Source organism: Nonomuraea sp. NPDC052116, from assembly GCF_040680035.1.
Taxonomy (GTDB): domain Bacteria; phylum Actinomycetota; class Actinomycetes; order Streptosporangiales; family Streptosporangiaceae; genus Nonomuraea; species Nonomuraea angiospora_A.
The window spans coordinates 100,767-126,305 of the sequence record NZ_JBFAWA010000042.1 but is presented as its reverse complement, the minus strand read 5'-3'; the positions used below and the strand labels follow the sequence as shown (position 1 = coordinate 126,305).

26 protein-coding genes and 4 tRNA genes are annotated in these 25,539 nt (G+C 72.1%); 14 read left to right on the top strand and 16 right to left on the bottom strand.

Features of this window, described 5'->3' with window-relative positions; genetic code table 11:
* Nucleotides 1-237 precede the first annotated feature (237 nt).
* Together AB0L65_RS52370 and AB0L65_RS52365 are read left to right on the top strand one after the other, a co-directional pair.
* Nucleotides 238-723, top strand: a complete 486-nt coding sequence (locus AB0L65_RS52370; protein ID WP_364263038.1) for a hypothetical protein — start codon at nt 238-240, stop codon at nt 721-723.
* Between the two features lie 110 nt (nt 724-833).
* Entirely contained in the window at nt 834-1,601 is a 768-nt protein-coding gene (locus AB0L65_RS52365; RefSeq protein ID WP_364263035.1) for an SDR family NAD(P)-dependent oxidoreductase, read from the top strand.
* A gap of 71 nt (nt 1,602-1,672) precedes the next feature.
* On the opposite strand, the gene AB0L65_RS52360 is transcribed toward AB0L65_RS52365, so the two are convergent.
* Nucleotides 1,673-3,013 carry an FAD-binding oxidoreductase gene (locus tag AB0L65_RS52360; RefSeq protein ID WP_364263032.1) on the bottom strand — a complete coding sequence of 447 codons (1,341 nt, stop codon included), beginning with the start codon at nt 3,011-3,013 and terminating at the stop codon, nt 1,673-1,675.
* 136 nt (nt 3,014-3,149) lie between these two features.
* On the opposite strand from AB0L65_RS52360, the gene AB0L65_RS52355 reads away from it, so the two are divergent.
* The 3 genes from AB0L65_RS52355 (at nt 3,150) to AB0L65_RS52345 (ending at nt 5,990) form a co-directional block, all read left to right on the top strand.
* The gene (locus tag AB0L65_RS52355; protein WP_364263029.1) at nt 3,150-4,058 is read left to right on the top strand and encodes an RNA polymerase sigma-70 factor; all 909 of its coding nucleotides are present in this window, start codon (nt 3,150-3,152) and stop codon (nt 4,056-4,058) included.
* 79 nt (nt 4,059-4,137) lie between these two features.
* Entirely contained in the window at nt 4,138-5,070 is a 933-nt protein-coding gene (locus tag AB0L65_RS52350; RefSeq protein ID WP_364263026.1) for an NAD(P)-dependent oxidoreductase, read from the top strand.
* Nucleotides 5,067-5,990 carry an RNA polymerase sigma-70 factor gene (locus tag AB0L65_RS52345; RefSeq protein WP_364263023.1) on the top strand — a complete coding sequence of 308 codons (924 nt, stop codon included), beginning with the start codon at nt 5,067-5,069 and terminating at the stop codon, nt 5,988-5,990. The genes AB0L65_RS52350 and AB0L65_RS52345 overlap by 4 nt, the downstream gene beginning before the upstream one ends.
* Nucleotides 5,991-6,029: 39 nt before the next feature.
* Here the strand turns inward: AB0L65_RS52345 and AB0L65_RS52340 are convergent, their stop codons facing one another.
* A complete protein-coding gene (locus AB0L65_RS52340; protein ID WP_364263020.1) occupies nt 6,030-6,893 on the bottom strand; it encodes a helix-turn-helix transcriptional regulator in 864 nt (287 codons plus the stop codon).
* Nucleotides 6,894-7,015: 122 nt separating this feature from the next.
* On the opposite strand from AB0L65_RS52340, the gene AB0L65_RS52335 reads away from it, so the two are divergent.
* Nucleotides 7,016-7,774 carry an NAD(P)-binding domain-containing protein gene (locus AB0L65_RS52335; protein WP_364263017.1) on the top strand — a complete coding sequence of 253 codons (759 nt, stop codon included), beginning with the start codon at nt 7,016-7,018 and terminating at the stop codon, nt 7,772-7,774.
* Nucleotides 7,775-7,847: 73 nt separating this feature from the next.
* On the opposite strand, the gene AB0L65_RS52330 is transcribed toward AB0L65_RS52335, so the two are convergent.
* The gene (locus AB0L65_RS52330) at nt 7,848-8,225 is read right to left on the bottom strand and encodes a DUF6069 family protein (protein WP_364263014.1); all 378 of its coding nucleotides are present in this window, start codon (nt 8,223-8,225) and stop codon (nt 7,848-7,850) included.
* A gap of 140 nt (nt 8,226-8,365) precedes the next feature.
* Here AB0L65_RS52330 and AB0L65_RS52325 point away from each other — a divergent pair, with 140 nt between their 5' ends.
* Nucleotides 8,366-9,481, top strand: coding sequence for a histidine kinase (locus AB0L65_RS52325; RefSeq protein ID WP_364263044.1), 1,116 nt, complete (start codon nt 8,366-8,368; stop codon nt 9,479-9,481).
* Complete coding sequence (locus tag AB0L65_RS52320; RefSeq protein ID WP_364263011.1) at nt 9,469-10,122, top strand: response regulator transcription factor; 654 nt, start codon at nt 9,469-9,471, stop codon at nt 10,120-10,122. Before AB0L65_RS52325 ends, AB0L65_RS52320 begins: the two co-directional genes overlap by 13 nt.
* Nucleotides 10,123-10,125: 3 nt before the next feature.
* Here AB0L65_RS52320 and AB0L65_RS52315 read toward each other — a convergent pair whose 3' ends face one another.
* Nucleotides 10,126-10,575, bottom strand: a complete 450-nt coding sequence (locus tag AB0L65_RS52315) for a MarR family transcriptional regulator (protein ID WP_364263009.1) — start codon at nt 10,573-10,575, stop codon at nt 10,126-10,128.
* A 108-nt stretch (nt 10,576-10,683) separates the two neighbouring features.
* Between AB0L65_RS52315 and AB0L65_RS52310 the strand changes: the two genes are divergently transcribed.
* Nucleotides 10,684-11,442, top strand: coding sequence for a nucleotidyltransferase domain-containing protein (locus AB0L65_RS52310; protein ID WP_364263006.1), 759 nt, complete (start codon nt 10,684-10,686; stop codon nt 11,440-11,442).
* Here AB0L65_RS52310 and AB0L65_RS52305 read toward each other — a convergent pair.
* The 5 genes from AB0L65_RS52305 to AB0L65_RS52285 form a co-directional block, all read right to left on the bottom strand.
* Nucleotides 11,403-12,224 (bottom strand): nitroreductase/quinone reductase family protein, encoded by an 822-nt coding sequence (locus AB0L65_RS52305; RefSeq protein WP_364263003.1) that lies wholly within the window; start codon nt 12,222-12,224, stop codon nt 11,403-11,405. The two genes, AB0L65_RS52310 and AB0L65_RS52305, sit on opposite strands and share 40 nt — an antisense overlap.
* Before the next feature lie 241 nt (nt 12,225-12,465).
* Nucleotides 12,466-12,547 (bottom strand) — tRNA-Tyr (locus AB0L65_RS52300).
* 38 nt (nt 12,548-12,585) lie between these two features.
* Nucleotides 12,586-12,658 (bottom strand) — tRNA-Glu (locus AB0L65_RS52295).
* Between the two features lie 12 nt (nt 12,659-12,670).
* Nucleotides 12,671-12,743, bottom strand: a tRNA-Leu gene (locus AB0L65_RS52290).
* A gap of 13 nt (nt 12,744-12,756) precedes the next feature.
* A tRNA-Ala gene (locus tag AB0L65_RS52285) sits at nt 12,757-12,827 on the bottom strand.
* Nucleotides 12,828-13,051: 224 nt separating this feature from the next.
* On the opposite strand from AB0L65_RS52285, the gene AB0L65_RS52280 reads away from it, so the two are divergent.
* Nucleotides 13,052-13,804 (top strand): MerR family transcriptional regulator, encoded by a 753-nt coding sequence (locus tag AB0L65_RS52280; protein WP_364263000.1) that lies wholly within the window; start codon nt 13,052-13,054, stop codon nt 13,802-13,804.
* Here the strand turns inward: AB0L65_RS52280 and AB0L65_RS52275 are convergent.
* Nucleotides 13,788-14,474: a TetR/AcrR family transcriptional regulator gene (locus AB0L65_RS52275; RefSeq protein ID WP_364262997.1), complete on the bottom strand. Its 687-nt coding sequence runs from the start codon at nt 14,472-14,474 to the stop codon at nt 13,788-13,790. The two genes, AB0L65_RS52280 and AB0L65_RS52275, sit on opposite strands and share 17 nt — an antisense overlap.
* Nucleotides 14,475-14,560: 86 nt before the next feature.
* On the opposite strand from AB0L65_RS52275, the gene AB0L65_RS52270 reads away from it, so the two are divergent.
* Entirely contained in the window at nt 14,561-15,649 is a 1,089-nt protein-coding gene (locus AB0L65_RS52270) for an NAD(P)/FAD-dependent oxidoreductase (RefSeq protein WP_364262994.1), read from the top strand.
* On the opposite strand, the gene AB0L65_RS52265 is transcribed toward AB0L65_RS52270, so the two are convergent.
* Entirely contained in the window at nt 15,639-16,535 is an 897-nt protein-coding gene (locus AB0L65_RS52265; protein WP_364262992.1) for a LysR substrate-binding domain-containing protein, read from the bottom strand. The genes AB0L65_RS52270 and AB0L65_RS52265 overlap by 11 nt on opposite strands.
* A 71-nt stretch (nt 16,536-16,606) precedes the next feature.
* Here AB0L65_RS52265 and AB0L65_RS52260 point away from each other — a divergent pair, with 71 nt between their 5' ends.
* Nucleotides 16,607-16,972: a nuclear transport factor 2 family protein gene (locus AB0L65_RS52260; RefSeq protein WP_364262989.1), complete on the top strand. Its 366-nt coding sequence runs from the start codon at nt 16,607-16,609 to the stop codon at nt 16,970-16,972.
* 44 nt (nt 16,973-17,016) lie between these two features.
* Nucleotides 17,017-18,087 (top strand): adenylyl-sulfate kinase, encoded by a 1,071-nt coding sequence (locus AB0L65_RS52255; protein WP_364262986.1) that lies wholly within the window; start codon nt 17,017-17,019, stop codon nt 18,085-18,087.
* A 36-nt stretch (nt 18,088-18,123) separates the two neighbouring features.
* Here AB0L65_RS52255 and AB0L65_RS52250 read toward each other — a convergent pair whose 3' ends face one another.
* Genes AB0L65_RS52250 through AB0L65_RS52240 form a run of 3 tightly spaced genes read right to left on the bottom strand, consistent with a single transcriptional unit; the run spans nt 18,124 to nt 21,704 of the window.
* Nucleotides 18,124-18,519 (bottom strand): DUF742 domain-containing protein, encoded by a 396-nt coding sequence (locus AB0L65_RS52250; protein ID WP_364262983.1) that lies wholly within the window; start codon nt 18,517-18,519, stop codon nt 18,124-18,126.
* 6 nt (nt 18,520-18,525) lie between these two features.
* Complete coding sequence (locus AB0L65_RS52245) at nt 18,526-18,924, bottom strand: roadblock/LC7 domain-containing protein (protein ID WP_185075126.1); 399 nt, start codon at nt 18,922-18,924, stop codon at nt 18,526-18,528.
* Nucleotides 18,921-21,704, bottom strand: a complete 2,784-nt coding sequence (locus AB0L65_RS52240) for a nitrate- and nitrite sensing domain-containing protein (protein ID WP_364262980.1) — start codon at nt 21,702-21,704, stop codon at nt 18,921-18,923. Before AB0L65_RS52240 ends, AB0L65_RS52245 begins: the two co-directional genes overlap by 4 nt.
* A gap of 314 nt (nt 21,705-22,018) precedes the next feature.
* On the opposite strand from AB0L65_RS52240, the gene AB0L65_RS52235 reads away from it, so the two are divergent.
* Entirely contained in the window at nt 22,019-23,011 is a 993-nt protein-coding gene (locus tag AB0L65_RS52235) for an ABC transporter substrate-binding protein (RefSeq protein ID WP_364262977.1), read from the top strand.
* An 82-nt stretch (nt 23,012-23,093) separates the two neighbouring features.
* Here the strand turns inward: AB0L65_RS52235 and AB0L65_RS52230 are convergent, their stop codons facing one another.
* Both AB0L65_RS52230 and AB0L65_RS52225 read right to left on the bottom strand, forming a co-directional pair.
* The gene (locus AB0L65_RS52230; RefSeq protein ID WP_364262974.1) at nt 23,094-24,584 is read right to left on the bottom strand and encodes a carboxylesterase family protein; all 1,491 of its coding nucleotides are present in this window, start codon (nt 24,582-24,584) and stop codon (nt 23,094-23,096) included.
* Nucleotides 24,581-25,513: an MBL fold metallo-hydrolase gene (locus AB0L65_RS52225; protein WP_364262971.1), complete on the bottom strand. Its 933-nt coding sequence runs from the start codon at nt 25,511-25,513 to the stop codon at nt 24,581-24,583. Before AB0L65_RS52225 ends, AB0L65_RS52230 begins: the two co-directional genes overlap by 4 nt.
* Nucleotides 25,514-25,539: the final 26 nt, after the last annotated feature.

The following is a 25,539-nucleotide window of genomic DNA, read 5'->3' as shown; positions in this document are numbered from 1 at the left end:
CCCTCGAACTGCTGCCGCAGCCGCTCGGGGTAGGGGCCGTACTCGCCGATTGGCAGGTACGGCCCGATGAACTCCCACTCCGCATCCGTCAGTTGCACTCGCGTCACGCAGCAAGATCTACCGGTCCAAGCCCCGACGCGAAGGCGAATCCCACAGATTGATCACGACTCAATACGCGCCCTAGTGCCCCGCGATCGATGGGCAGGGGACCTGAGGGAGTGGCTCGGCGTCGAACCGATGCCGGACCTGGTCCAGGTGATCATTCATCTGGCCACCCTGGCGTCGGGTCTTCCGACGGCCGCGTGGCGGCGGACGTGCATGGACTTGGCGCTCCGAGAGGGCAGCAGGGAGTTCGGCCGACGAGCGCTGGCCGGGCTGCTGGAGTGCGGCCCCACCACCATGCGGCGCCACGGAAAGCAGCAGCGGGTGCTACTGGACGAGCGCAACAACGATCTGGCGAGAGGTGTCGTCTGGATGGCGGCGCTGACTGAGGGGCCCGCAGCGGTGACGGCACTGGAGGCGGTGGTGTTGCGGACTTCGTACGACACCTTCGCCTATTTTCCCGAGCCCAAGGTGGCCACGGCGGCGGTGCAGGCTCTGGGGACCATCCCCGGCCCGCAGGCACCCGCGGCGCTGCAGCGGTTGCTGACGAGAATCCACCACGCGGGAGACCGCAAGCAGATCGGGGCAGCGATCAACGCCTCAGCGGCGCTTGCCCCGTGACGTGCAGTTGAGCGAGGTGGCTCTCTGACCGGATGTCACAGCTGGGTGGGTCGTCTCGTCTCGGGTTCCGAAAGCGAAGGAACGCACCATTCCATAGCAAGGAGCTGGACATGAGCGAGCACGCCACGCATCGGAAGATCGCGCTGATCACCGGGGCGAACAAGGGGATCGGCCGTGCGGCCGCCGGGCAACTCGCCGCGCTGGGCATGACGGTCCTGATCGGCAGCAGAGACCCGCGGCGCGGTGAGGAGGCCGCCGCGGCGCTGCGGGCGGCGGGCGGCGACGCGCACGCGGTCACCCTGGACGTCACCGGCCCGGCCACCGCCCGGGCGGCAGCGGAGGAGGTCGAGGAGCGCTTCGGCCACCTCGACGTGCTGGTCAACAACGCCGGCATCACCGGTTCCGGGCAGGTCACGCCCGTCGACGCCCACGACCAGGTCCCCAGCTCCGTCGACCTGGACATGGTCCGGGCGGTGTTCGAGACCAACGTCCTCGGGGTGATCGCGGTGACCAACGCCATGCTGCCGCTGCTGCGGCGCTCGCCGGCGCCGCGCATCGTCAACGTCAGCAGCGCCGCCGGATCGCTGACCCTCAACAGCGACCCGGACGGCCCGTTCACGGCGCTGCCGGCGTCGGCCGCGTACTCGCCCTCCAAGACCGCGCTGAACGCGCTGACCGTGCAGTACGCCAACGAGCTGCGCAAGGACGGCATCCTCGTCAACGCCGCCGACCCCGGCTACGTGGACACGGAGATCAACAACCACAGCGGCCACCTCACGACCGAGCAGGGCGCCGCGATCCTGGTCCGCCTGGCCACGCTCGACGCGGACGGACCGACCGGCGGGTTCTTCAGCGAGAACGGCCCGATGCCCTGGTGACCCCGAGGCGCCGATCGAGGCGGGCCCCACGCACAATCCGTGCGTGGGGCCCGCCCCCGTTGGCGGACGGCCTACTCAGGCCGGATGTTGTGGTTGTGGGCGAACAGGTTGGCGGGGTCGTACTGGCGCTTGACCGCCGCGAGCCGCTCATAGGTCCCCGTCGGATAGACGGCGGCGACGTCCTCCTCGGTGGCGGAAGCCAGGAAGTTCGCGTACGCGCCGTTGACGTGAGGTGCGAGCCGCGCCCAGATCGCCTCCAGAGCAGGACGGGCGGCCTCCACGACCGGCTCCGGACCCAGAGTGGTCGTCACGAACATCAACTCCGCCCGGCGATGCGCGTAGGCGGTGGCGTCGGCCGGGACCCGGGACACCGCACCGCCGACGCTGCGAACGGCGATGAACGGCGACCCCTCCGACGCCCCGACCTCGGCAAGGATCCGAAGGACCTCGGGCACCGACGACTTGTCGGCGAAGCCGCTCCGGGTGACGAGCCGGATGCCGGGTGGCGGGGTCGCGCCGTCCACGAGCGTGTCCGCATAGGGCTTCAGCGCGACGTCGTCGTCGATCACCGTGCCGAGCCGGCGGATCGGGTCGAGGGCCCGCGCGGCGAGCTCCGGGTCATCGCCGTCGAAGGTGACGAAGATCTCGACCGGCGCTTGGGGCCCGCCGGCGAAGGGGTTGGCGAAGCTCGCGATGGAGGTGAGCTCTTCGGGAGCGGTGCGGAGGTAGTCCGCCCAGCCCTGGAGCACGCCGGCCGCCTCCACTGCCGGGAAGGCGATCTTGCCGTGGAAGACGTCTGTCGTCGGGTGCGCCGCGAACTCGAAGGCGGTCACGATCCCGAAGTTGCCGCCACCGCCGCGAATCGCCCAGAACAGCTCCGGGTTCTCCTCCGCGCTCGCGCGCACGACCTCTCCGTCCGCCGTGACCAGCTCCGCGGCGACCAGGCTGTCCAGGGCCAGGCCGTACTTCCTGACCTTCCAGCCGATGCCGCCGGTCAAGGTCAGCCCGCCGACGCCGACGCTCTTGGTGTCGCCCGAGGAGATCGCCAGGCCGTGCGGGGCCAGGGCGGTCGCGACCTGACCCCACGTGGCGCCGCCGCCGATCCGTACGAGGTGCCGTTCCTTGTCGATGACCTCCACCTGCGCGAGGCCGCTGAGGTCGATCACGATGCCGTCGTCGTTGGTGCCGAAGCCCGCGAAGGCGTGGCCGCCGCCGCGTACGGACAGCAGGAGCCCGCTGCCGGCGGCGAACCTGACGCCCGCCCGCACGTCCGCGACGCTCTTGGGCCGCAGAACATAAGCTGGACTGCCCGAAGTCAGTACCGAGCGGCTGGCCGACGCGTACTCCGCTGCGCCCGGCTCGATGATGTCGCCGCCGAAGTCGCGGCGCAGGGTGTCAAGTGCTGATCTCATGAACACGAGATGCCGGCGAGCCGATCCCTGTGACAGCGCGTAGTACGTGAGGTGTGTCACAAGGGCCACGGCGTCACAAAATGGCGGGGTCCGGCGTCTGGTGGGTGACACAGTCAAGAGCGAACAGGAGCCACCCATGCCGCACACCGCGCCCGAAGATCGCGGCGGGGACATGAGCCCGGACGCCGCCACCGAGGCATTCCTCACCCACCGCAACCTGCTGTTCACCGTCGCCTACGAGATGCTCGGCTCGGCCGCCGACGCCGAGGACGTCCTGCAGGAGACCTGGCTGCGGTGGGCGGGCGTCGACCTTGACGACGTACGGGATCAGCGCGCCTACCTGGTCCGGATCACCACCCGGCAGGCGCTGAGCAGGCTGCGTACGCTGGGCCGGCGCAAGGAGTCCTACGTCGGCCCCTGGCTGCCCGAACCGCTGCTGACCGCGCCCGACGTGGCCGAGGACGTCGAGCTGGCCGACAGCGTCTCGATGGCGATGCTGCTGGTGCTGGAGACGCTGGGGCCGACCGAGCGGGCGGTGTTCGTCCTGCGTGAGGTGTTCGACCTGGACTACGACGAGATCGCCGAAGCCGTCGACAAGAGCCCGGCCGCGGTGCGCCAGATCGCCCACCGGGCACGGGCGCACGTCGCCGCGCGCCGGCCGCGCGGGATCGTCTCCCCGGCCGAGACCCGGGACGCGCTGGCGGCGTTCCAGCGGGCGGTCGAAACCGGCGACCTGCAACGCCTGCTCGACATCCTCGCGCCGGACGTCGTCCTCCTGACCGACGGCGGCGGAATCAAGCAGGCCGCGCTGGCGCCCGTCGTGGGGGCCGGCAACGTGGCTCCCGTGCTGAGCAGGATCAGGCCCACGGTGTCGCTGCAGGCGGCGCAGGTCAACGGCTACCCGGCACTGGTCTTCCGGCTCGACGGCGAGATCGACACCGTCGTGGCGGTACGCATCGACGAGGGCCTCATCACCGGCCTCTACGCCGTGCGCAATCCCGAGAAGCTGGCGCACATGGAGCGGGAGACGACCCTGCACCGCTGAGCCCGCCGATGTCACAGCCGGGAGGGCTGTCTCGTCTCGGGTTGCGGAAACGGGTTCTGAGTTCGGAAAGGTGATGATCATGCGGGTGTTCGTGGCCGGTGGCAGCGGGGTTCTGGGGCAGCGACTGGTGCCGCTGCTGGTGGCGCGGGGACACCAGGTGACGGCCTCGACGACAAGTGCGGCCAAGACGGGTTTGCTAGAGCAGTTGGGCGCCGAGGCGGTCGTGATGGACGGGCTGGACGCGGTGTCGGTCGGCGAGGCGGTGGCCAGGGCCCGGCCGGACGCGATCGTCCACCAGATGACCGCGATTTCCGTGGCACACGCCGGCAAGCCCGACATGAAGCACATGGATCGGTGGTTCGCCGGCACCAACCGGCTGCGTACCGAGGGGACGGACCACCTGCTGGCCGCCGCCGAGGCGACCGGCGTGACCGGCTTCGTCGCGCAGAGCTACGGCGCCTGGAACGGCATCCGCGAGGGCGGCTGGGTCAAGACCGAGCAGGACCCGGTGGACCCGATGACGGGGACGCCGGCGGAGCCCGGGATGAAGGCGATCGGCCACGTCGAGGACGTGGTCGTCAAGGCCGGCGGCGCGGTCCTGCGGTACGGCTGGTTCTACGGTCCGGGCGCCACGGACGACCTGGTCGAGCCCATACGCAAGCGGCAGTTCCCGGTCGTCGGGAGCGGCGCCGGCCACTGCTCGTGGGTGCATCTGGACGACGCGGCGAGCGCTACCGTCCTGGCCGTGGAGCAGCGGGCGAGGGGAGTGTTCAACATCGTCGACGACGAACCGGCCCCGGCCGGCGAGTGGCTGCCGTACCTGGCCGGGTGCGCGGGCGCCAAGCGGCCGATGCGGGTCCCCGCCTGGCTGGCCCGGCCGCTGGCCGGGGACGTGGCGGTGACGATGATGACCGAGGGGCGCGGCTTCTCCAACGCCAGGGCCAAGCGGGAGCTGGGCTGGGAGCTGCGCTACCCCTCGTGGCGGCAGGGCTTCAAGGAAGAGCTGGCATGACCCGCGCCGAAGAGTTCGAGGAGCTGCGGCCGCTGCTGTTCTCGATCGCCTACCGGATCCTCGGCAGCGTGAGCGAGGCCGAGGACGCGGTCCAGGAGACCTGGCTGCGCTACCAGACCTCCCCGACCGAGCCCGTCTCGGCCAAGTCCTTCCTGGCGGCCGTGGTGACCAGGATCGCCATCGACGTGCTGCGCTCGGCCCGGGTCCGGCGCGAGGAGTACGTCGGGCCGTGGTTCCCCGAGCCGCTGCTCGCCGACCCGTACCAGGACCCGGAGCGCTCGGCGGAGCTGGCCGACTCGCTGTCCATGGCGGCCCTGCTGCTGCTGGAGCGGCTCAGCCCGCTCGAGCGCGCGGTCTTCGTGCTGCGGGAGGTGTTCGGGTTCGGGTTCGGCGAGGTCGCGTCGGCGGTGGGGCGTTCGGAGGCGGCCTGCCGCCAGCTCGCGGCGCGGGCGCGCCGCCACATGGACGCGGGCCGGCCCCGGTTCGAGGCCGACCGCAAGGAGCGGGAGGAGCTGGCCGAACGGTTCTTCGACGCCTTCCGGGAAGGCGACGTCGAGGGGCTGCGGGCGCTGCTCGCCGCCGACGTGCACATGGTCGCCGACAGCGGCGGCAAGGCCCCGCAGTGGGGTACGGGCGTCTTCGGCGCCGAGAACGTGGTCCGGGTGTTCGCCGCGCTCGCGCCGCTGTTCGCCCGGATCGGCGGCGTGGTGGAGCCGCACCAGATGAACGGCCAGCCGGGCGCGATCTTCCGGGACCGGGACGGCAAGGTCGTCAACACCTGGACGCTCGACGTCCTCGACGGACGGGTCCAGGCGATCCGTACGGTGCTCAACCCCGACAAGCTCGAGCACGTGGGCCCGGTGGCGGACGCCTGGGCGACCCTCCGCGAGGCGACCCAGGCCCGCCGGCCGGCGGACTGACCGCAAGAGCCGGCCGCCCTCGGACCTGGGGCAGCCGGCTCACAGGGCGGACGGCACCACCACCGGCTCGGAGGCCGCGTCCGGACTCGCGAGCTCCCGCAGCGCCTGCTCGGAGGCCGAGCCCGGTTCGGCGGCGAACAGGTCCAGCCCGCAGCACGCCGGCTCGTCGGGCAGCGCGATGAGCTCGCCGTGCAGGGTCAGCTCGCCCACGACCGGGTGGTGCAGCACGTACGTCCGGGACCGGACCCGCGCGACTGGGTGCTCGGCCCACAACCGCGCGAAGTCCGCGCTCAGCTCCCGCATCTCGTCGATGTGCGCCGCGAGCCCCGCGTCCCCGCGATAGCGCCCGAGCAGGACGCGCAGGTGCGCCACCTGCTCGCGCGCCGCCCCCTCCCAGCCGGTGCGGTGCAGCTCGCGCAGGTGGGGCTCGGTGAACAGCAGGTGCGAGAGCGTCCGGCGGTCCGCCGGCAGCGCGGGGAAGTCGCCGAACACCGCCACCGCGAGCCGGTTCCAGCCGACGATCTGGGTGTGCCGGCCGATCACCAGCGCCGGCGTCATCACGAACGACTCCAGCAGATAACGCAGGCTCGCAGGCGCCGCGGCCGCGCCACCCTCGCACGCCAGGGGCGGCCGGGCGATCCGGTGCAGGTAGGTCAGCTCGTCGCCGTCCAGGCGAAGCGCCGCGCCGACGGCGTCCAGGATCTCGTCGGAGACGCTGTTGCCTTTGCCCTGTTCCAGGCGCGTGTAGTGGGCGATGCTCACCCCCGCGAGCCGGGCCAGCTCCTCGCGCCGCAGCCCCGCGACCCGGCGCGTTCGGCCATAGTCACGCAGCCCCACGTCCTCGGGGCGCAGCCGGGCACGGCGCGATTTGAGGAACTCGCTCAGCTCGGTCCGGTCGTCCACGCGACCACCCTATGCCGTGGGTGATCACGCCGTGAGTACGCAGGACACGGGCCTGGCCGGGCGGACGCGGGAACTCCAGGCTGTCGGGCGAGTCACCCACCTGAACGCATTGGAGATGAACGGTGTCCCAGACGCTCGGACTCATCGGGAGCGGAATGATCGGCTCTTCCGTCGCCCGCCTGGCCGTCGCGGCCGGCCTCGAGGTCGTCCTCAGCAATTCGCGGGGGCCCGAGACGCTCGCCGATCTCGTCGCCGATCTCGTCGCCGAGCTGGGCGGACGTGCCCGGGCGGCCACACCGGCGGAGGCGGCGCGCGCCGCGGACCTGGTGGTGGCGGCCATCCCGCTGAAAGCCTACGACCAGCTGCCCACCGACGCCCTGGCCGGCAAGACGGTGCTCGACACGTCGAACTACTACCCCGAGCGGGACGGTCACCTGGCCGAACTCGATGCGGGCGAACTGACCTCCAGCGCCCTCATGCAACGCCACCTCGCGGGCTCCCGGGTGGTCAAGGCCTTCAACAACATCACCCCGCACCAGCTGTTCACCCTCGCCCGGCCCGCGGGCGCGCCCGACCGCAGCGCCCTGCCCATCGCCGGCGACGACGCGGAGGCCAAGGCGGAGGCCACCCGGCTGCTGGACGTCCTCGGTCATGACGCGGTGGACATCGGCACACTCGCCGACAGCTGGCGCAGCGAACCGAACACACCGGTCTACATCCAGCCCTACCTCGGCGAACTACCCGCCATGAACGTGGAGGACTTCCTCCGCTGGACCCTCCGGAACCCCGGCATCGCCGTCCCCGCGGCGCAGGTCGGCGAGCTCGTCGAGACCGCGGTCCGCCGATCGGCGGGGGAGGCGAGGCTCCCGAGCGCCGGCTGACCCCTGAAGGCTCATCGCGCAGAACGCCTCGACAGCGTTGACGACGGCGGCGCGTCCCGCCCGTAGGGCAGGTTCATCGCCGCGCCAGCCCCGCGACGAGCACGGCGCCGACGACCAGGTGCATCAGCATCAGCACCAGCGTCGCGGCGAGACCGGCGGCGTTGCCGAGCGGGCCGAACAGGGACAGGACGAGCACGACCAGGGCGGTGATCGTCCAGATGCGGCCGGGCCGGGCGGCCCGCCGTTCCAGCACGGCCAGCAGCGCCCAGCCCGCGAGCCCGGCCACCAGGCTCGCGACGATGACCGACACCGGGCCGACGGTCTGCGTGCCGCCGCCCGCCCGCACGGTCAGTGCGGCGCCGGCCAGCGGCACCGCCAGGGCCCACACGGCCAGGGCGGCCGCGGGCGCGCCGATCACGGTGAGGAGCAGTCTTCTGAGGGAGGTGTTCACGCCGCTCAGCCTCGCCTGTCCGGGCGGGTCGCCACATCGGGCCCGCGGTCGCGCTCTGCCCGTCCCCGGTGGGGTACGGGTCCTCCTTTAGTAGGTGATGGCTCCTTCGTACCGGCGACTAACCTTGGCCGGTGAGCAAGATGCGACCCCAGCGGCCCCTGGCTGTGGCGGCCATACTCCTCGGGGTGGGCGGCCTGACCGGCGTGACGCTGTGGGCGCAGAGCGGCGGGCCGCTGCTGTGGCCGGATGCCGTGGTCGCGGTGTTGAGCCTGGTCGCGGCGCTCGGCCAGCTGTGGTGGCCGGTCTCCGGCGCGCTCGCCGCCACCCTGCTCGCCGTGGTCTCCCCGGTGGCCACGCCGGCGGCGACGACGGGGGCGCTGCAGGTGGCCCAGCGCAGGCGCTTCCCCGTCGCGGCGGCGGTGGCGGCGACGGGCATGGCGGCCCACCTGGTCCAGGGGCTGTGGCGGCCGAACTCCGGCATCTCCCTCGGCTGGTGGCTGCTGCTGATCTGCGCCGCGTACGGCGCGCAGCTCGGCTGGGGCGCGCTGGCCCGGTCCCGCCGCGCCCTGCTCAGCTCGCTGCACGAACGCGCCCGCCGCGCCGAAGCCGAGCAGGGCCGGCGGGTCGCCGAGGCCCGCATGGCCGAGCGCCGCCGGCTCGCCAGGGAGATGCACGACGTACTGGCCCACCGTCTGTCGCTGGTGGCCACCCACGCGGGGGCCCTGGAGTACCGGCCCGACTCCTCGCCCGACCAGCTCGCCCGGGCCGCCGGGGTGGTCCGCTCCGGAGTCCACCAGGCGCTGGAGGAGCTGCGCCAGGTGATCGGCCTGCTGCGCGAGGACGACGACCTCCTGGACGAGCTCGAACCCCAGCCCACGCTGGCCGACGTGGCGCGGCTGGTCGCCGAAGCGCGCCACGCCGGTCAGGACGTACAGGTCAGCGATGAGACCGGCGGCGCCGCCTCGCCCGCCACCGGACGGACCGCTTACCGCGTCATCCAGGAAGGGCTGACCAACGCTCGCAAGCACGCCCCCGGCCAGCCGGTGGAGGTGCTGCTGCGCGGCGCCCCAGGCACGCGCCTGCTGATCGACGTCAGCAACCCGCTGCCCCCGCCCGGCTCGGCGCCGACCGCGCCCGGCAGCGGCGTCGGCCTGGTCGGGCTCACCGAACGGGTACGGCTGGCCGGCGGGCAACTGGACCACCAGAGCACCGGGGGGCGGTTCCGGCTCCAGGCCTGGCTACCATGGCCCGCGTGATCCGTGTGCTCCTGGTCGACGACGACGCCCTGGTCCGTGCCGGGCTGTCCATGATGCTGGACGGCGCCGCGGGCATCGCGGTCGTCGGCGAGGCGGCCGACGGCCAGGAGGCCATCACCGCCACCGACGCCCACGCGCCCGACGTCGTGCTCATGGACCTGCGGATGCCGCGGCTGGACGGCATCACCGCCACCCGACGGCTCCGCGCCCGCGCCCGTCCGCCGGAGGTGATCGTGCTGACCACCTTCGACACCGACGAGAACATCCTGCACGCGCTGCGCGCCGGCGCCAGCGGGTTCCTGCTCAAGGACACCCCGCCGGCGCAGATCGTGGAGGCGGTCACCCGGGTCGCGGCGGGCGAGCCGATCCTGTCCCCGCGCATCACGCGGCGGCTGATGGAGCGCACCGTCGCCCAGGCCGGAGCCTACGAACGGGCCCGCGCAGCGCTGGCCGCCCTCACCCCTCGCGAGTACGAGGTCGCCCTCGCGATCGGGCGCGGCCGGACGAACGCGGACATCTCAGCGGAGCTCGCCATGGGCATCACGACGGTGAAGGCGCACGTCTCCAACATCCTCACCAAGCTCGACCTGGACAATCGCACCCAGATCGCGCTCCTCGCCCACGACGCGGGCCTCGCCTGAGCATCAGGGGCTTTCGTGGCCGAGGTCCGCGAGGCGGGTCAGGGCGGGCAGGGCGGCGGCGATCGCCCGGCGCTGATCGGGGGTCAGCCGGGCCATGAGCGGGGCCAGGTGACGGGTGCGGTCGTCGTGGCGGGAGCGGCCGATCCGGCGGCCGGCCTCGGTGATGTGGACGAGCACGGCGCGGCCGTCGGTCGGGTCGGGGCGGCGCTCCACCAGGCCGTCGCGCTCCAGCCGGGTGATGAGCTGGGTGATGCCGGGCTGGCTGACCTGCTCGGTTCTGGTCAGGTCGGTCAGCCGCATCGGGCCGTCGCTGAACGCGAGCGTGTCCAGCACCGACAGCGTCGTGAACGGCAGCTTCTCCAGCACGGGGAGCCGGATGTAGAAGCGGTTGAAGTGCTCGATCGCCGTGGTGAAGGCGTTCACGTCGAGATCGTCGCGAGAGGTGTCGTCCACGCCGAGAACATACCGAATCTTGTCTGAGCTGCGCTGACCCACGAACGGCCGCGAAATTTGATCATTTGCCCTATCTTCGACGGAAGCGCGCGACTCGAAGGGCATCCCGTGACCAACACCCCCAGCAACGTGCTGCTCGCCGGAGTCGTCGGCTCCACCGCCTACGGCCTGGCGGGGCCCGACTCCGACGTCGACCGGCTCGGCGTCTTCGCCACCCCCACGCTGGACATGGTCGGCCTGTCCCGGCCCAAGGAGAGCATCGTCCAGACGAACCCCGACCGCTCGCTCCACGAGGTCGGCAAGTGGTGCTCGCTCGCGCTGGGCGGCAATCCGACCGTGATGGAGCTGGTCTGGCTGCCCGACGACCTGTACGAGACCCGCACCCCGCTCGGTGACCAGCTCATCGCCATCCGGGCCTCGTTCCTGTCCGGCCCGCGGGTCCGCAACGCCTACCTCGGGTACGCCACCCAGCAGTTCAAACGCCTCGACCAGCGCGGCGACGGCTCGTTCTCGGCCGACACCCGCAAGCGGACCAGCAAGCATGCCCGCCACCTCGCCCGCCTCCTGCACCAGGGGCGAGAGCTGTACGAGACCGGCCACCTGCCGATCCGGCTCCCCGACCCCGAGGTGATCCGCGCCTTCGGGGAGAGGGTCGCCGCCGGCAGCCTGGAAGAGGCCCAAGCTCTCCTGGCGGCCACCGAGGAGGCGTTCGACACCGTGCGCACGCCGCTGCCCGACCAGCCCGATGAGGCGACGGTCGGAGCGTGGCTGCGCGAGGTCCGCATCGCCCACTGGGACCCGCGGACCTCGCCACCCGTCGTGGGGGATCAGCCGTTCAGCAGCGGTACGAGGTATTCCTCCTCGTAGTCGAGGTGGGCCTCGACCTCGCGGGTGAGCCGTTCGACCTCCGCCAGCAGCGTGCCGGGGGACAGGTCGTCGTCGCGGAGGAGCGTCTGGAGCTCTTCCAGCAGCCGCTGGACGGTCTCGTGCTCGGCGCGCAGCCGGGCCATCACCGGCTCCAGCTCCGGATAGCGCCCCTCCACCGCGGGGAAGACGGAGCCGTCCTCGCGCGTGTGGTGCTCGTGCAGGTTGTTGCACATGGTCAGGCAGTTGACGCGCAGCTGCGCGCCCAGGCGCGGCCCCGACCGGGCGACCTCGGTGCGGATGCGGGCCAGCTCCCTGCGGAAGGCGTCGTGCACCAGCTTGAGCGCGTCGCCCACGCGGCCCGGGGGCGGCCCGTCGAAGATCGGGAGGAGCGCGACCACGGGCAGGACGCGGCCCGCGTTCTCCTGGTACCGCCCCCAGCCGGGGTCGGCCTCCACGGCGCGGGCGAACATCCGGTCGCGTTCCTCGCCCTCCAGCACGACCGCCTTCGCCTGGTAGGTGAAGACGCCGTCCTCCACGCCGACCTGCGGGTTGGCGACCAGATTGTGGTACCAGGCGGGGTGCCGCGGCGCGCCGCCGGCCGAGGCGATGATCAGGTTGCGCTCGCCGTCGGGCAGGTAGCCGAGGGGCGTCGTGTGGCGCGCGCCCGTACGCGCTCCGACGGTCGTCAGAAGGAGCAGCCTGGCTCCCTCGAACATGCCGCCGACCTGGCCGCCGTTGGCCCGGAACTCGTCGATGATCTGCTGGTTGAAGTCAATGGGCATGCGTGTATTCGCTCCAAAGAAGGATGGGTTCTTCGATGACCTGGGAAACCCGTCAGAGCACGCCGGAACGACGTGCGCGGGTCAGCTGCGATCAGGCAAGCCCAGCGATGTGAGAAGTCATCGGCCTCATCCCCTTTGGTTTCGGCGCCTCCATGCCGCCGCCGTCCGCACGGCCGGCGTCACGCGACGCGACGGCCATTAGACGTTGATCCGCGACGGATGTCAACTCGTCCGGAGGAAGTGCGCGAGGACGGAGTCGAACCGCCACAGCCGAGGCGTCCGGTTTACTGCCGGGTGGGCTCACCAATGTGCCCAGCTCGCGCATTGTCGATGGTTTTTCGGGTCGAGAAACGGCAGGCCGTACCCCGTACCGGACTCGAACCGGCGATTTCCCGGGTGAAAGCCGGGCGTCCTGACCGCTGGACCAACGGGGCCTTTTTCTTACGTACGTCCGGCGGGATTCGAACCCGCACCGTCCGGTTCCTTAGACCGGTGCCTCTGCCATTGGACTACGGACGTGCCAGTGCTGACGTGGACCGACAGGATCTCGAAACCTGAACTCCTGCTTGCAAGGCAGGTGTGATGCCTTTTCACCATCAGCCCAAAGAGAAAGGCCGCCCGGTGGATTGCCCGGCGGCCTCTGGAGGATCCTTGAAGGGGATTATCCAGAAGCCGGCCCGGCCGCCGCGAGCGCGCCGCCGCACGCCGCGCCCCGGCTATAGTGGCGTTCGGCTGCGAGTCGCATGGGAGGCCTTTCCTTTCGTTCTTCCGACGAACCTGACAGTAGCCGGTGCACAACGGCGCCTGCCATTGATTTATCGTGGGGTATGCGGATCGGAGAGCTCGCCGCGCTGCTCGGGGTGTCCACCCGGACGGTGCGCTACTACCACCAGCAAGGCATCCTGCCGGAGCCGCCGCGCCTGGCCAACGGCTACCGCGAGTACGGCATGCGCGACGCCATCGCCCTGGCCCGCGTGCGGCGTCTGGTGGAGCTCGGGCTGAGCCTGGAGGAGGCGCGCGACGTCATCGCGGACGACCGCTCCCGCGAGCTGTCCGACATCCTCGCCGAGATCGACGCGGACCTGGCCCGCCAGGAGCACGAGATCCAGCTGCGCCGCCGGCGGCTGGCCGAGGTGCTCAAGCAGGCCGAGGCCGGGTCGCTGGGCCCCGACGACACCTCATCGCCCGATCTGCTGGCGTTCCTGCGCACGGTGGAGCTCCCGGCGTCGAAGGCGGCGGCCTGGGACCGCGATCTGCTGGTGCTGATGGACAGCATGGCGACGAGCGGCGATCGGAAGCGGGCATTCGAGATGTTCGACGCGCTGGCCGCCGACCCCGAGACGACGGCGCGCGGCCACGACTTCTACCACAGGCTCGACGCGCTGGCCGACGCCTCGCCGGACGATCCGCGGGTGGGGCCGCTGGCGGAGTCGCTGGCCGACTACAGCATGGTGCACCTGCTGGCCGGCTCCGGCCCGCCCGACTGGGACCCGGCGGCGGTCGAGCCGTTCCTCGACGGGCTCGCCCCCGCGCAGGCCGAGGTCGTACGGCAGGCGATGCGGATCATGGCGCGCCGGTGACGCGCGGGGCGACCCCGTCGAGCACCCAGTCGAGACCTTCGTCGAAGTCGGGCTGGACGTCGTCGCCCGTGACGACCCTGGCCACCGCCGGGTAGCGGCCGGTGGCCAGCATCCGGGTGAGGTACGGGCCGACGGTGCTCTGCCACTCCCGCTCGTCCAGGCCGCTGGCGCGCTCGGCCCGCCGCTCGGTGATCTCGAGGCGGACCGCGCCCATCACGTACGCGTTGACGGTGCCGACGACCCGCATCACCGTGGCGACCGGCACGTCCCCCAGCGCGGTCAGGGAGGTCTCCAGGTAGGCCAGCGCGTTGGGCCCCAGATTGGGCCGCCCGCCCAGCAGGTCGGCGAACCACTCGTGGCGCAGCGCCGCCTGCCTGGTGAGCCGGGCGAGATCCCGCAGCGCCGCCCGCCAGTCGCCGCCGGGCGGCTCTGACGGGACGATCTCGCCGTACACCTCGTCCACCATGAGGTCCAGCAGCTCTTCCTTGGTGGACAGGTAGCCGTACAGGCGCATGGGGCCCGCGTCGAGCGCGGCGGCGACCTTGCGCAGCGACACCGCGTCGAGCCCCTCGCGGTCGGCGAGGTCGATGGCCGCGCGCACGATCCGCTCCCTGCTCAGCGGGCTCGGCGTGGGCCTGCTCGGCGGCTCGGGCCGCTCCCAGACGAGCATGGGCTCACCTCCTTGAGGAACGAGAATACACCGTCTATCGTCGATACAGTGTATTGGCCAATACACTGTATCGAAGGGATCGTTCCATGACCTCTCCCCGCATCGCCGTCGTCGGAGCCGGGCTCGGCGGCCTCACCCTGGCCCGCGTCCTGCAGGTCCACGGCCTGCCCGTCACCGTCTTCGAACGCGAGCCGTCACCCGATTCCCGCCCCCAAGGCGGCACCCTCGACATGCACGTGGGCTCCGGGCAGACCGCGCTGGCCAAGGCCGGGCTGCTCGACGAGTTCCGCGCGCTGGCCCGGCCGGAAGGGCAGGAGAAGCGGATCCACGACGAGCACGGAACCCTGCTCCACCACGAGCAGCCCGCCGACGGCGACGAGAGCATGCCGGAGATCGACCGGGGGCAGCTGCGCGGCCTGCTCATCGGCTCGCTCGCCGACGGCGCCATCCGCTGGGGCCACGGCGTGGAGGGGGCCGCCGGGCGGAGCGTGCTCTTCCCGGACGGCTCCAGCGAGGAGTTCGACCTGGTCGTGGGCGCGGACGGAGCCTGGTCCCGGGTGCGTCCCGGCCTGTCGGAGGTGACGCCCGTCTACACCGGCGTCAGCTTCGTCGAGACCGGCTTCGAGGAGGCCCGCCACCCCGAGCTGGCGCGCATGGTCGGCAACGGCACCATGTCGGCCTACGGTCCCGACAAGGCCGTGCTCGCCCAGCGCAACAGCAACGGCCGCATCCGCGTCTACGCCGCATACCGCGGTCCTCAGGACCGGCCCGTCTCCGAGGTGCTGTCGATGTTCGACGGCTGGGCCGAGAGCGTACGCGCGCTCCTGCTGGAGGCCGACGAGCCGTTCGAGTCCCGCCCGCTGTTCACGCTGCCCGTCGGCCACTCCTGGCCGCACACCCCGGGCCGCACGCTGCTGGGCGACGCCGCCCACCTGATGCCGCCGCTGGGCGTGGGCGCCAACCTCGCCATGCTCGACGGCGCCGAGCTGGCCGACGCCCTGGCCGCTGGGCTGACCACTGGGCCCGACGTGGACGCGGCGGTCCGCGCCTACGAGAGCGTCATGTTCCCCCGTGCGGCGCGCCTGGCCCGCTTCGCCACCGACGGACTCGACGCCCTCTTCTCCCCGGAAGGCGTCAAGGGGGCCCTGCGCCTCTTCGGCGAGCTCACCGGCTGACCGCAGCCGGGGTCCCGAAGGCCTGCCGGCCGCGGGCCAGGAGCTCCCGTACGGCCGGGCCGTGGCCGGTGCGCCAGACCAGCGCCAGCAGGGCGGGAGTCTCGACGTCGGCGATGGTGCGGGCCACGAGCCGATCGCCGTGGCGGGCGGCCATGGAGTCGCTGAGGACGCCGACGGCGACGCCGCGGGCGGCGAGGTCGGCGATGGCGTCGGCGGCACTGGCCTGCAGGGCGATCACGGGCCTGCGGCCCTGCGCGGCGCAGGCCCGGTCGAACACCGCGCGCAGCCCCGTGCCGGGCGGCATGCACACGATCGGGTACGCCTCCAGGTCGCGCAGGCCGACCTGCGGCAGGTCGGCCAGGGGGTGGCCGGGCGGGACGGCCACGACGAGGCGCTCACTGATGATCGTGAGCGCCTCCAGCCCGTCGAGGGCGTCGGTGGCCGTGCCCACCAGGGCCAGGTCGATCGTGCCGGCGCGGACCCCGTCGATGAGTCGGTCCGAGTTGTCCTCCAGCAGGGAGAGCTCCACGCCGGGATGCGCCCGGTGGAAGGCGGCGAGCGCGTCGAACAGCGGCGTGACCGTGCAGCCGATCACCATCCCGACCGTGAGCCGCCCCCGGATCAGGTCGGTCACCTCGCCCACCGCCTCGCCGACCGCCCCTGCCGCCGCGAGCGCGGCCCGGGCGTGCTCCAGAGCCGCCCGGCCCGCGACGGTCAGCGTCGCGGTGCGGCCCGAGCGGTCGAACAGCTCGGCGCCGAGCTCGCGCTCGAGCTGGCGGATCTGGGCGCTGACGCCGGACTGGCTGATGTGCACCCGCTCGGCGGCCCGGGTGAAGTTCTGCTCCTCGGCGACCGCGACGAAGTACTCCAGCTGCCTCAGTTCCATAACCGGAGATTCTAGCTTCCATCAGAACCATCTGTTGGACTTCTGATGGGTGGCCGGGCAGGGTGGAGACCATGACGGAATACGAGAAGGCCATGCGGCCGGAGGACATCACCCGCCTGTTCGTCGAGCGGTCCAACGCCGGTGACGCGGCCGGGGTGGCGGCACTGTACGAGGAGGACGCGGTGCTGGCCTACCCGCCCGGCAGCCAGACGGTGGGCCGGGAGGCGATCCGCGAGCTGTGGGAGAAGGTGCTGGCCGGGCGGCCGCGCTTCGAGCCCGAGCAGCCGCTGCCGACGCTGATCCACGGCGACATCGCGCTCACCTCCACCCCGCCGAGGGACGGGGCCGGGGCACGGGCCCAGGTCGTACGCCGCCAGCCGGACGGGAGCTGGCTGCGCGTGATCGACCAGCCCGAGTTCGTCCCGCCCACCGGCTGAAAACGGGTCGCCGGGCAGGGCGGGGGCCGACTACGGTCGCGTGGATGAGCGATGATCGTCTGCCCCTGCTGTGGCTCTGCGGCCCGTCGGGCGTCGGCAAGTCGACGGTCGGCTGGGAGGTGTTCGATCAGCTCAGCCGGAGCGGCGTCAGGACGGCGTTCATCGATGGCGACCAGATCAGCATGTGCCACCCGCTTCCCGAGGGCGGCACGCACCCCGTACGGGCGCGCCACCTGGCGGCGATGTGGCCGAACTTCCGCCGGGAAGGCGCCCAGTGCGTGGTCCTGTCGGGCTTCGTCTTCACCGACGAAGAGGTCGGCCGGTACACCCGCCTGCTCCCGGACGCCGCGCTGACGCTGTGCCGGCTGCGGGTCGGACCGGCCGAGCTCAAGGAGCGCTTCCTCGCCAGGGGCTGGCGTCCCGACCTGGTCGAGCAGGCCATCGCGGACGCGGAGGCCCTGGAGCGTACGGACTTCGCCGACGTGTGCGTGGACACCGACGGGCTCTCGATCGCGGAGGCGGCCAGGACGGTCCTCGCCCGGGCCGGGGGATGGCCGCTCGCGCGGGTGCCGGTGCTGTGGTTCTCCGGCGCGACCGCCGTCGGCAAGTCCACGGTCGCGTACGAGGTCTTCTCGCGCCTCATCAGGAGCGGCGTCCCGGCCGCCTACGTCGATCTCCAGCAGATCGGCGTGCTCCGTCCCGTCACCGACGACGCCCAGCGGCTCAGAGCGGGCAACCTCGCCGCCCTGTGGTCCGGCTACCGGGCCGCCGGAGCCCGCTGCCTGATCGTCTCGGGTGACGCCGGCCTCGACACCTACGCGGACTCCCTCCCCGGAGCCGCGCTGACGGTGTGCCGCCTGCACGCCGGACCAGGGACGCTGGCCGAACGGGTGGTGCTGCGCGGGCAGGGCGGAGGGCCGGCCATCCCCGGCGACGAGCTGAAAGGGCTGGACCCCGGAGCCCTGCGGCAGGTCGCCGAACGGGCGGCCCGCGAGGCCGAGGTACTGGAGCACGCCGGCGCGGGAGACCTCCGCCTCGACACCGACGGCCGGTCGGCGGCCGAACTGGCCGAAGAGGTGCTGGCCGCCTGGCCCGGCCGTCCCGCCGGCGCGTGAGGCGGTGCGGCGGCCGTCAGCCCACGGACGCCGGGCTCAGAGCCGCTGCAGCCCGCTGAGCACCCGTTCGAGCAGGCCGGCCTCCGGCCGTCCGCCGGGCAGGCGCGGGTGGTACAGGTGCAACAGCCCCTCGGCCGCCATGTCGGCGATCAGCACACGGGCGACCCCGAGCGGGATCTGCAGCACCGCCGCCACCTCGGCCACCGAGCGGACCTGCCGGCACAGCTCGCTGATGGCCGCGTACTCGGGCGTGATCAGGGCGAAGGTGTGCGGCGGTGCGTCGGCGGAGCACACCAGGGCCTCCATCGCCAGCTTGATGCGCGGCGCCGTGCGCCCGCCGGTGACGGCGTAAGGCCGGACCGGCGAATCCGGGTCCTGCTCGTCGGGGTCGGGCGGCGGCCGCCAGCCGCCGTTCCAGGGCGGGTCGGTCATGTCCGCTCACCAGGACTGCCGGGCGCGAAGGGCCGGGGTGAGCACCTGTCCGGCCCGGTCGGCCAGGAGCGTCATCTGGTACGCCACCACACCCATGTCGCAGTCGGGAGCGGCCAGCACGGCCAGGCAGGAGCCGTCGCTGATGGCCACGTTCAGCATGAGACCGCGCTGCATCTCGATCGCGGTCTGGACGACCGGCCCGCCCTCGAACAGCGTGGCCGCGCCCTGCGTCAGGCTGGCCAGCCCCGAGGCGACGGCGGCCAGCTGCTCGGCGCGTTCGGGCGGGAAACCGGCCGAGACGGCGAGCGGCAACCCGTCGGAGGAGACGACCGCCGCGTGGGCGACGCCGGGGACCGACCGGGCGAAGTCGGTGATCAGCCAGTCGAGATTGCTGTTGCGGGTCATGGGCCTTCCTCGCGGGTCGTGCTCCCTGCATCGAAGGGAGGGATGCTGCGCATGCAGATGTCGTCGCGGGCCGCACGGAACCCCTGCTGGTAGTTGGCCATGCGGTCGCGGACCTGCTCGGGCGAGATCTGCGGGATGGGGGCGACGCCCTTGGGCACCGAGGGGTTGTCGGCGCTGCCGGGCACCAGATTGGCCTTGGGCACGCGCTTGGGCAGGCCGGAGGCGGTGGTGCCGTCGTTGGCCGGGCTGGCGGCGGCCTCGGCCGCGCTCCACCCGGCGTCGGCCTGGGGCGAGCTCCAGGCGCCGTCGGAGGTGTCGTGGTTGAACCAGGCCGACTTCACCGCCGCGAAGATCGGCAGGTAGCCGTCGGGGTCGGGGACGGGCGCGACGCCCAGCCCCGTGCCGAGCGGGTCCACGGAGATCGCCCTGGCGGGGACGGACCCGTCCGGGACCTGGCCTGGGATCGGGCCGCCGAAGGTCGGGCTTTCCGGGACCGGGCCCGGGGCCGCGCCGCCGAAGGACGGGCCTCCCGGGACCGGGCCCGGTCCGCCGCGCAGGAGGTCGAAACGCGCCCTGGCCCCGGGCGTGTCGAACATCCCCGGCCAGATGGAGGCCGCCGACCAGTCCGCCGAGGACTTGTCGGGCCCGGGATCGGTGGCGAACGACGGCCAGTCGGCCGAACCCGTCCCCACGGCCGGCGAGTACGGCCGCGGGGACGGGACCACGGGCGGGGGAGGGGTGACCCAGGAGTCGGAGATGTCGAACGGCCGCCCGAAGGAGGCCTCCGGCGTCGGCTGGGCGGGCGGCTGCAGCAGCGCCTCCGGCAGGAACACCGTCGCGGTCAGCCCCTTGGAGTCGTTGAGGTGCAGCTGCACCCGGATGCCGTGGCGGTGGGCCAGCCGGGCGACCACGAACAGCCCCATGCGCCGCGAGACCGACACGTCCACCGTGGGCACGTTGGACAGGCGCTCGTTGGCCTGCGCCAGCTCGTTGGGCACCATGCCGATGCCGCTGTCGGAGATGGACAGCACGGCGCCGCCGCCCTCGATGGCGGCGGCGGTGACGACGACGGACGTGGTCTGGGGCGAGAACGACAGCGCGTTCTCCACCAGCTCGGCCAGCAGGTGGATGATGTCGTTGACCGCCTGCCCGGAGACGGCGCTGCGGGTGGCGACCCGGGGCGTGACCCGCTCGTAGTTCTCCACCTCCGACAGGCAGGCGCGTACGACGTCGGCCACGCTGACCGGTTTGTTCCAGCGCCTGGGAGGCTCCTGACCGGCCAGGAGCAGCAGGTTCTCGTTGTTGCGCCGCATGCGCGTGGCCAGGTGGTCGAGCGTGAACAGGCTGGCCAGCCGCTGCTCGTCCTGCTCGCCCCGCTCCAGCCCGTCGATGAGCTTGATCTGCCGCTGCACCAGGGTCTGGCTGCGCCTCGACAGGCTGACGAACATGGCGTTGACGTTGGCACGCAGCCTGGACTCCTCGCCGGCCAGCCGGACGGCCTCGCGGTGGACCTCGTCGAAGGCCCGCGCGACCTCGCCGACCTCGTCCAGGGAGTCGACCCCGATGGGCGGGATGGCCACGGTGGTCTCGTCGCCGGCCTCGTGCAGCGAGCGCACGGTCCGGGGCAGGCGTACCCCGGCGATGTGCAGGGCCTCGGTGCGCAGCCGGCGCAGCGGCCTCACCAGCGACTGGGCCATGATGGCGGTGACCATCAGCACCGCGAGCAGCAGCAGGAGGCTGTAGGTGGCGGCCAGCAGCGCGTCGCGGCGGGCGGAGTCCTGCAGCGTGCGGCTCTGCACGTTGATCGACTCGCCGAGCCGCCGCTGGACGGTCCACATGCCGTCCACGGTGCCGCTGATCGCCTCGAACCAGCGCTCGGCGTCGTCCTCGCGGCCCGGGTCGAGATCGACCCGGCCGCCCTCGGTGACCTGGGCCAGCGCGCGCAGCCTGATCGCCTCGGCGCGGTCCACCAGCGTGCCGGTGACGGTGTCGTCGTAGGTCTGCAGCTGGTCCAGCGTGGCCACCGACCTGAACACGGCGATCTCGCTCTCCTGCTGGGCCCGTGCGGCCATGAAGCGTTCGAGCTCGCCGCTCTGGAAGCGGCCCGCCGAGGCCACCGCGGCGAGCAGGCCGCGCTGCTGCGAGGCGGCGTCGTGCGCCTTGGACAGGGCCGCCAGCGCGCGGACGCTGTTGCCCAGGGCCTCCTGGTCGCCGCCCTGGGCGATCTGGTCGTGGAACTGCTGGAAGGCGTTGATGATCTGGGAGTACTTGGTCAGCGCCGGCAGCGCGAGCAACTGGGTGGACTGCACGATGCCGCGGGTCGCGGGGATCTCCGGCAGGCGGCTGATCATCTGCTGGGTGATGGTCCAGGCGCTCTCGCCGTGGTCGGGGGTGATCGTCTGGGCCTTCGCGCGTACGGCGGCGACCGCCTCGTCGACGGGGGCGAACTGCCGGCGCAGCGGCTCAGCACGCGCGGCCGAACGGCCGGTGGCCACGAAGTAGACCGCGAGGTCGCGCTCGCGGGCGAGCTGGTGGGTCAGCTCGATGACGGTGTCACCGAGCTCGGCCTTCTCCAGCACGCGCTGGTACTGGCCCGCCGCGGCCCACGAGGTGATCACCTGCTGGGCGCCGAGCACCACGCCCACCCCGGTGGGGATGAGGATCAGGGCGACGAGACGCGCCCGCACCCGCCAGTCACGCAGTCGCAGCCTGCGCTTCTGCCTCCTGCGGACGTGCGCTAATCGGGGGTGAGGGCGGCGCGCGGTCGGTTGCTTCGTCACTGGCTCCCCACTCTGTCGCCTGAACGCACGCCGGCATGCGAGGCGCGTGATGTGCGCCATGAGACGAAGAGCAATTTGAGCACACACCGACGAGGTAGGCCAACCTTACAAAGACCGTGACTTCCATTGGAATGGCCGATTGACCTGGAATCCCTCCTATCTGCCCAAGGTTGTCAGAAATAGGACACTTTTGGACAACCCGTAATGTTCCACCGAGTCATGACTCATGACATTTCATGGCAATTGCCGCAGATCCTGCTGTACGATCACCGGCGGCCTTTCGGATGCGTGGACTCGCCAAGGAGAAACCCCCAATGGAATCCGGTTCTGCTTTTCGCGCGTTCCTGGCGTTCCTGGCCGCCGCCGCCCTCGCCGGGTGCGGCGGCGGCAGCACCCTCGCGGCGAACCCGGGCACGCCGGGAGACCTGGAGAAGACCACGCTGACCATCGGTGTCAGCCCCACTCCCTCCTCGGCGCCGGTGTTCATCGCCGATCGCAAGGGCTTCTTCAAGGCCGAGGGCCTGACCGTCAAGACGGAGATCATCCAGGCCCCGCAGCAGGTCATGCCGAAGATCCTCAACGGCGGCATCGACATATTCAAGGGCAGTTACGTCTCCCTCATCAACATCCAGGGCAGCGGCGCCGCCAAATTGAAGATCCTTTCAGATACTTTGCAGGGCGCGCCCGGCATCGCCGGCGTCGTCGTACGCAAAGACTCGCCGCTGCAGACCCCCAAAGACCTCAAAGGCAAGACGATCGCGGTCAACTCCCTGAACAACCTGGGCACCATGTCTATGAGCGCCCATTTGAAGGCGTATGAAGTAACGCCGAAACAGGTGAAGTTCGTCGCCATCGATTTCCAGGCGCAGCTGGGCGCGCTGACGAGCGAGAAGGTGGACGCGGCCTGGATGGTGGAGCCGTTCCTGTCGGCCGCCCAGCAGGCCGGCGCCCGGCTGCTGCTCGACACCAACACCGGCCCGACCGACGCGCTGCCGATCGACGGCTGGGCCGGCACGGCGGAGTGGGTGAGCAAGCACCCGAAGACCACCGCCGCCTTCCAGCGCGCGGTCGCCAAGGCCCAGCGCCTGGCCGCCACCAACCGCGCCGAGCTGGCCGAGGTCGTCCCGCTCTACACGCAGACGCCCAAGCAGGCGGTGATGACCATGGCGATGGGCACCTTCCCGACCTCGCTGAACCCCAAGCGGATCCAGCGGGTGGCCGACCTGATGTACGAGTTCGGCTACCTGAAGTCCAAGGTGGACGTGGCCTCCATGGTCGTCCCCGAGCCCGTTCCGCAACCCGGTTAGCCGCGCCGGACGACCCCTCGGCGATCAGCTCGCGGCGGCCCCACCGGTGCCCGCGAACTGCATGCATCCCGGGCCGATGGGGTCAGGGCCACGCCTGGAGCTCCTCGCCGTGCGGGTCGTCCACCAGGCTCCATTCGGCGTCGATGCGCATGGTGGCCCGGCGGCCGGTGTCGTAGCGGTCCCAGCCGGGGTCGCCGGTCGTGGCGAAGGAGACCCAGGCGGCATGCATGCGGGCGGCCGGCTCCGCGGGCGGTTCGTCCGGCCCGAGCAGGGCCTCGGGACCCCGCAGCCGGGGCAGCCCGGTGACGTCGAAGACGAACGGCAGCTCCACGGCGTGGGTGGCGCCCAGTTCGCCGCCCAGAGCGTTCGAGCGCCACGCGAATGAGTACCGGTAAGTGGCGGCGTCCGCGCGTCCCGCGTGCGCGTCGGCCAGGCGCCGGCTGCCCACACCGAACAGGGCGTCGCCCATGATGGCCGAGCGCAGTTCCCCGAAGGACGCCTCCGGCCTGGCCTTGCGGTAGGTCTCGACGAGGCGGGCCGGATCCGGGTGCGAGCGGGCCGCGGCGGCGTCCACGTCCACCGCGGTCGAGGTGGACAGGCTCCCGAACGGCGCCAGGTAGAGGTTGCCTTCCTCCGTGTTGGTGCCCACCAGCAGGTCCACGCCCGCGCCGCGGCCCGCGGCGACCGCCTCGGCCGGTTGCCGGTCGAGCACGACGCTGAACGCGCTGAGCCCGATGAGCGGGTCCGTGTGGGTCTCGGTCCGCAGGTCGATGCCCGACAGTTCGGATACGACCTCGACGAGCCGTTGGTCGGGGACGCCGGCGAAGGCGGCGGCGTGCGGCTCGATCCCCAGGGCGCGGGCCGCGGCGCGGGTCACGCGGGCGGCCTGCTCGGACGTGAAGGCGCCCAGACCGCTGCCGCTCTGCACGATCGCGCGCCGGAACAGCCCCTCGGCCTGCGGCGCGGCCAGCACACCGCCCACGATCGTGGCGCCCGCGGACTGGCCGGACAGCGTGACGCGGCCGGGGTCGCCGCCGAACGCGGCGATGTTCTCCCGTACCCAGCGCAGGGCGGCGATCACGTCGAGCAGGCCCCGGTTGGCGGGCGCCCCGGGCAGGTCGAGGAAGCCCGCGACGCCCAGCCGGTAGTTCAGCGTCACCAGGACGACCCCGTCGCGGGCGAAGGCGGCGCCGTCGTAGATCTCGGACCGGGTGGATCCCGCCACGAACCCGCCGCCGTGCACGAACACCATCACGGGCAGCCGCGCGCCGCCGGCTTCCGGCGTCCACACGTTGACGGTCAGGAAGTCCTCGCCGGGGATCCAGCCCGGCCCGAAGTACGGGGTCATGTCCACACCGCCGAGCCTGCGTTCGGATTGCGGCGCGGTCGGACCCGGCGTGGTGGCCTCCCGCACGCCGTCCCAAGGGACGTGCGGCCTTGGGGCGGCGAATCGGGCGGCGCCCACCGGGGGAGCGGCGTAGGGGATGTTCAGGAAGACGCTCGACCCGTCGCGGCGCAGGCCCCGCACGGCGCCCTGCGCGGTGACGGCGGTGTCTCGCGTACGGTGGTTCATCGAGCGTCCTCCAGGCTGTCGGCGTGCGGTGCGAACGGCGCCCAGCCCTTGATGGCGAACCCGCTCCCTTCGCGCCTCACCTCGGCGGCCCCCTGTCCGCCCAGGTGTGCGGGGACGACCAGGGCGTTGTGATCGGCGGCCCAGCCGAGCACCTTGCGGCGGGTGGCGCGGGCCCCGGCCGGGTCCTCGCAGAAGCAGCTGTTCGTGTCGGGCTCCACGAGCTGCACGGGGCTGTGCAGCAGGTCGCCGACGAACACCGCGCGGTCCGCACCCGATTCCAGGACGACCACGGAGGACCCGGGGGTGTGACCGGGCGCGGACTCCAGGCGCAGGTTGGCGTCGATCGTGTACGAGTCCTCCCACAGCGTGGTCAGACCCGCCTCGTGGACGGGGGCGACGCTGTCCTCGAACACGTTCTGGTTGCCCCGGCCGAGCAGCGGCTCGTGCTCGTTCGCCGGGTTCCAGAAGTCGAAGTCGGTCTTGGGCATGAGGTAGGTGGCGTTGGGGAAGGTCGGCACCCAGGCGCGGCCGTCCAGGTAGGTGTTCCAGCCGACGTGGTCCACGTGGAGGTGGGTGTTGACCACGAGGTCGACGTCCTCGGGCCGTACGCCGGCGCGGGCCAGGTTGTCCAGGAAACCGGTGTCGAGGCGGCTCCACACCGGCGCGTAGGGCCGTTCCTTGTGGTTGCCGACCCCGGTGTCGATGAGGATGTTCCGGCCCTCGCTACGCAGCAGCCAGGTCTGGATCGCGGCGTTGACGATCCGCGTCTCAGGGTCCACGAAGTGCGGCTCCAGCCAGGAGGCGTGCTCCTCCCAGGCGCGTGGCGAGCTTTCCGGGAAGAACGTCTCGGGCGTCATCGCGACGGGCCCGTAGAACTCCCACACTCTCGTGATCGTGACATCACCCAGAGTGATCCGATCGGTGATCATGAGTATCCCTTGATCGATGTATGGTG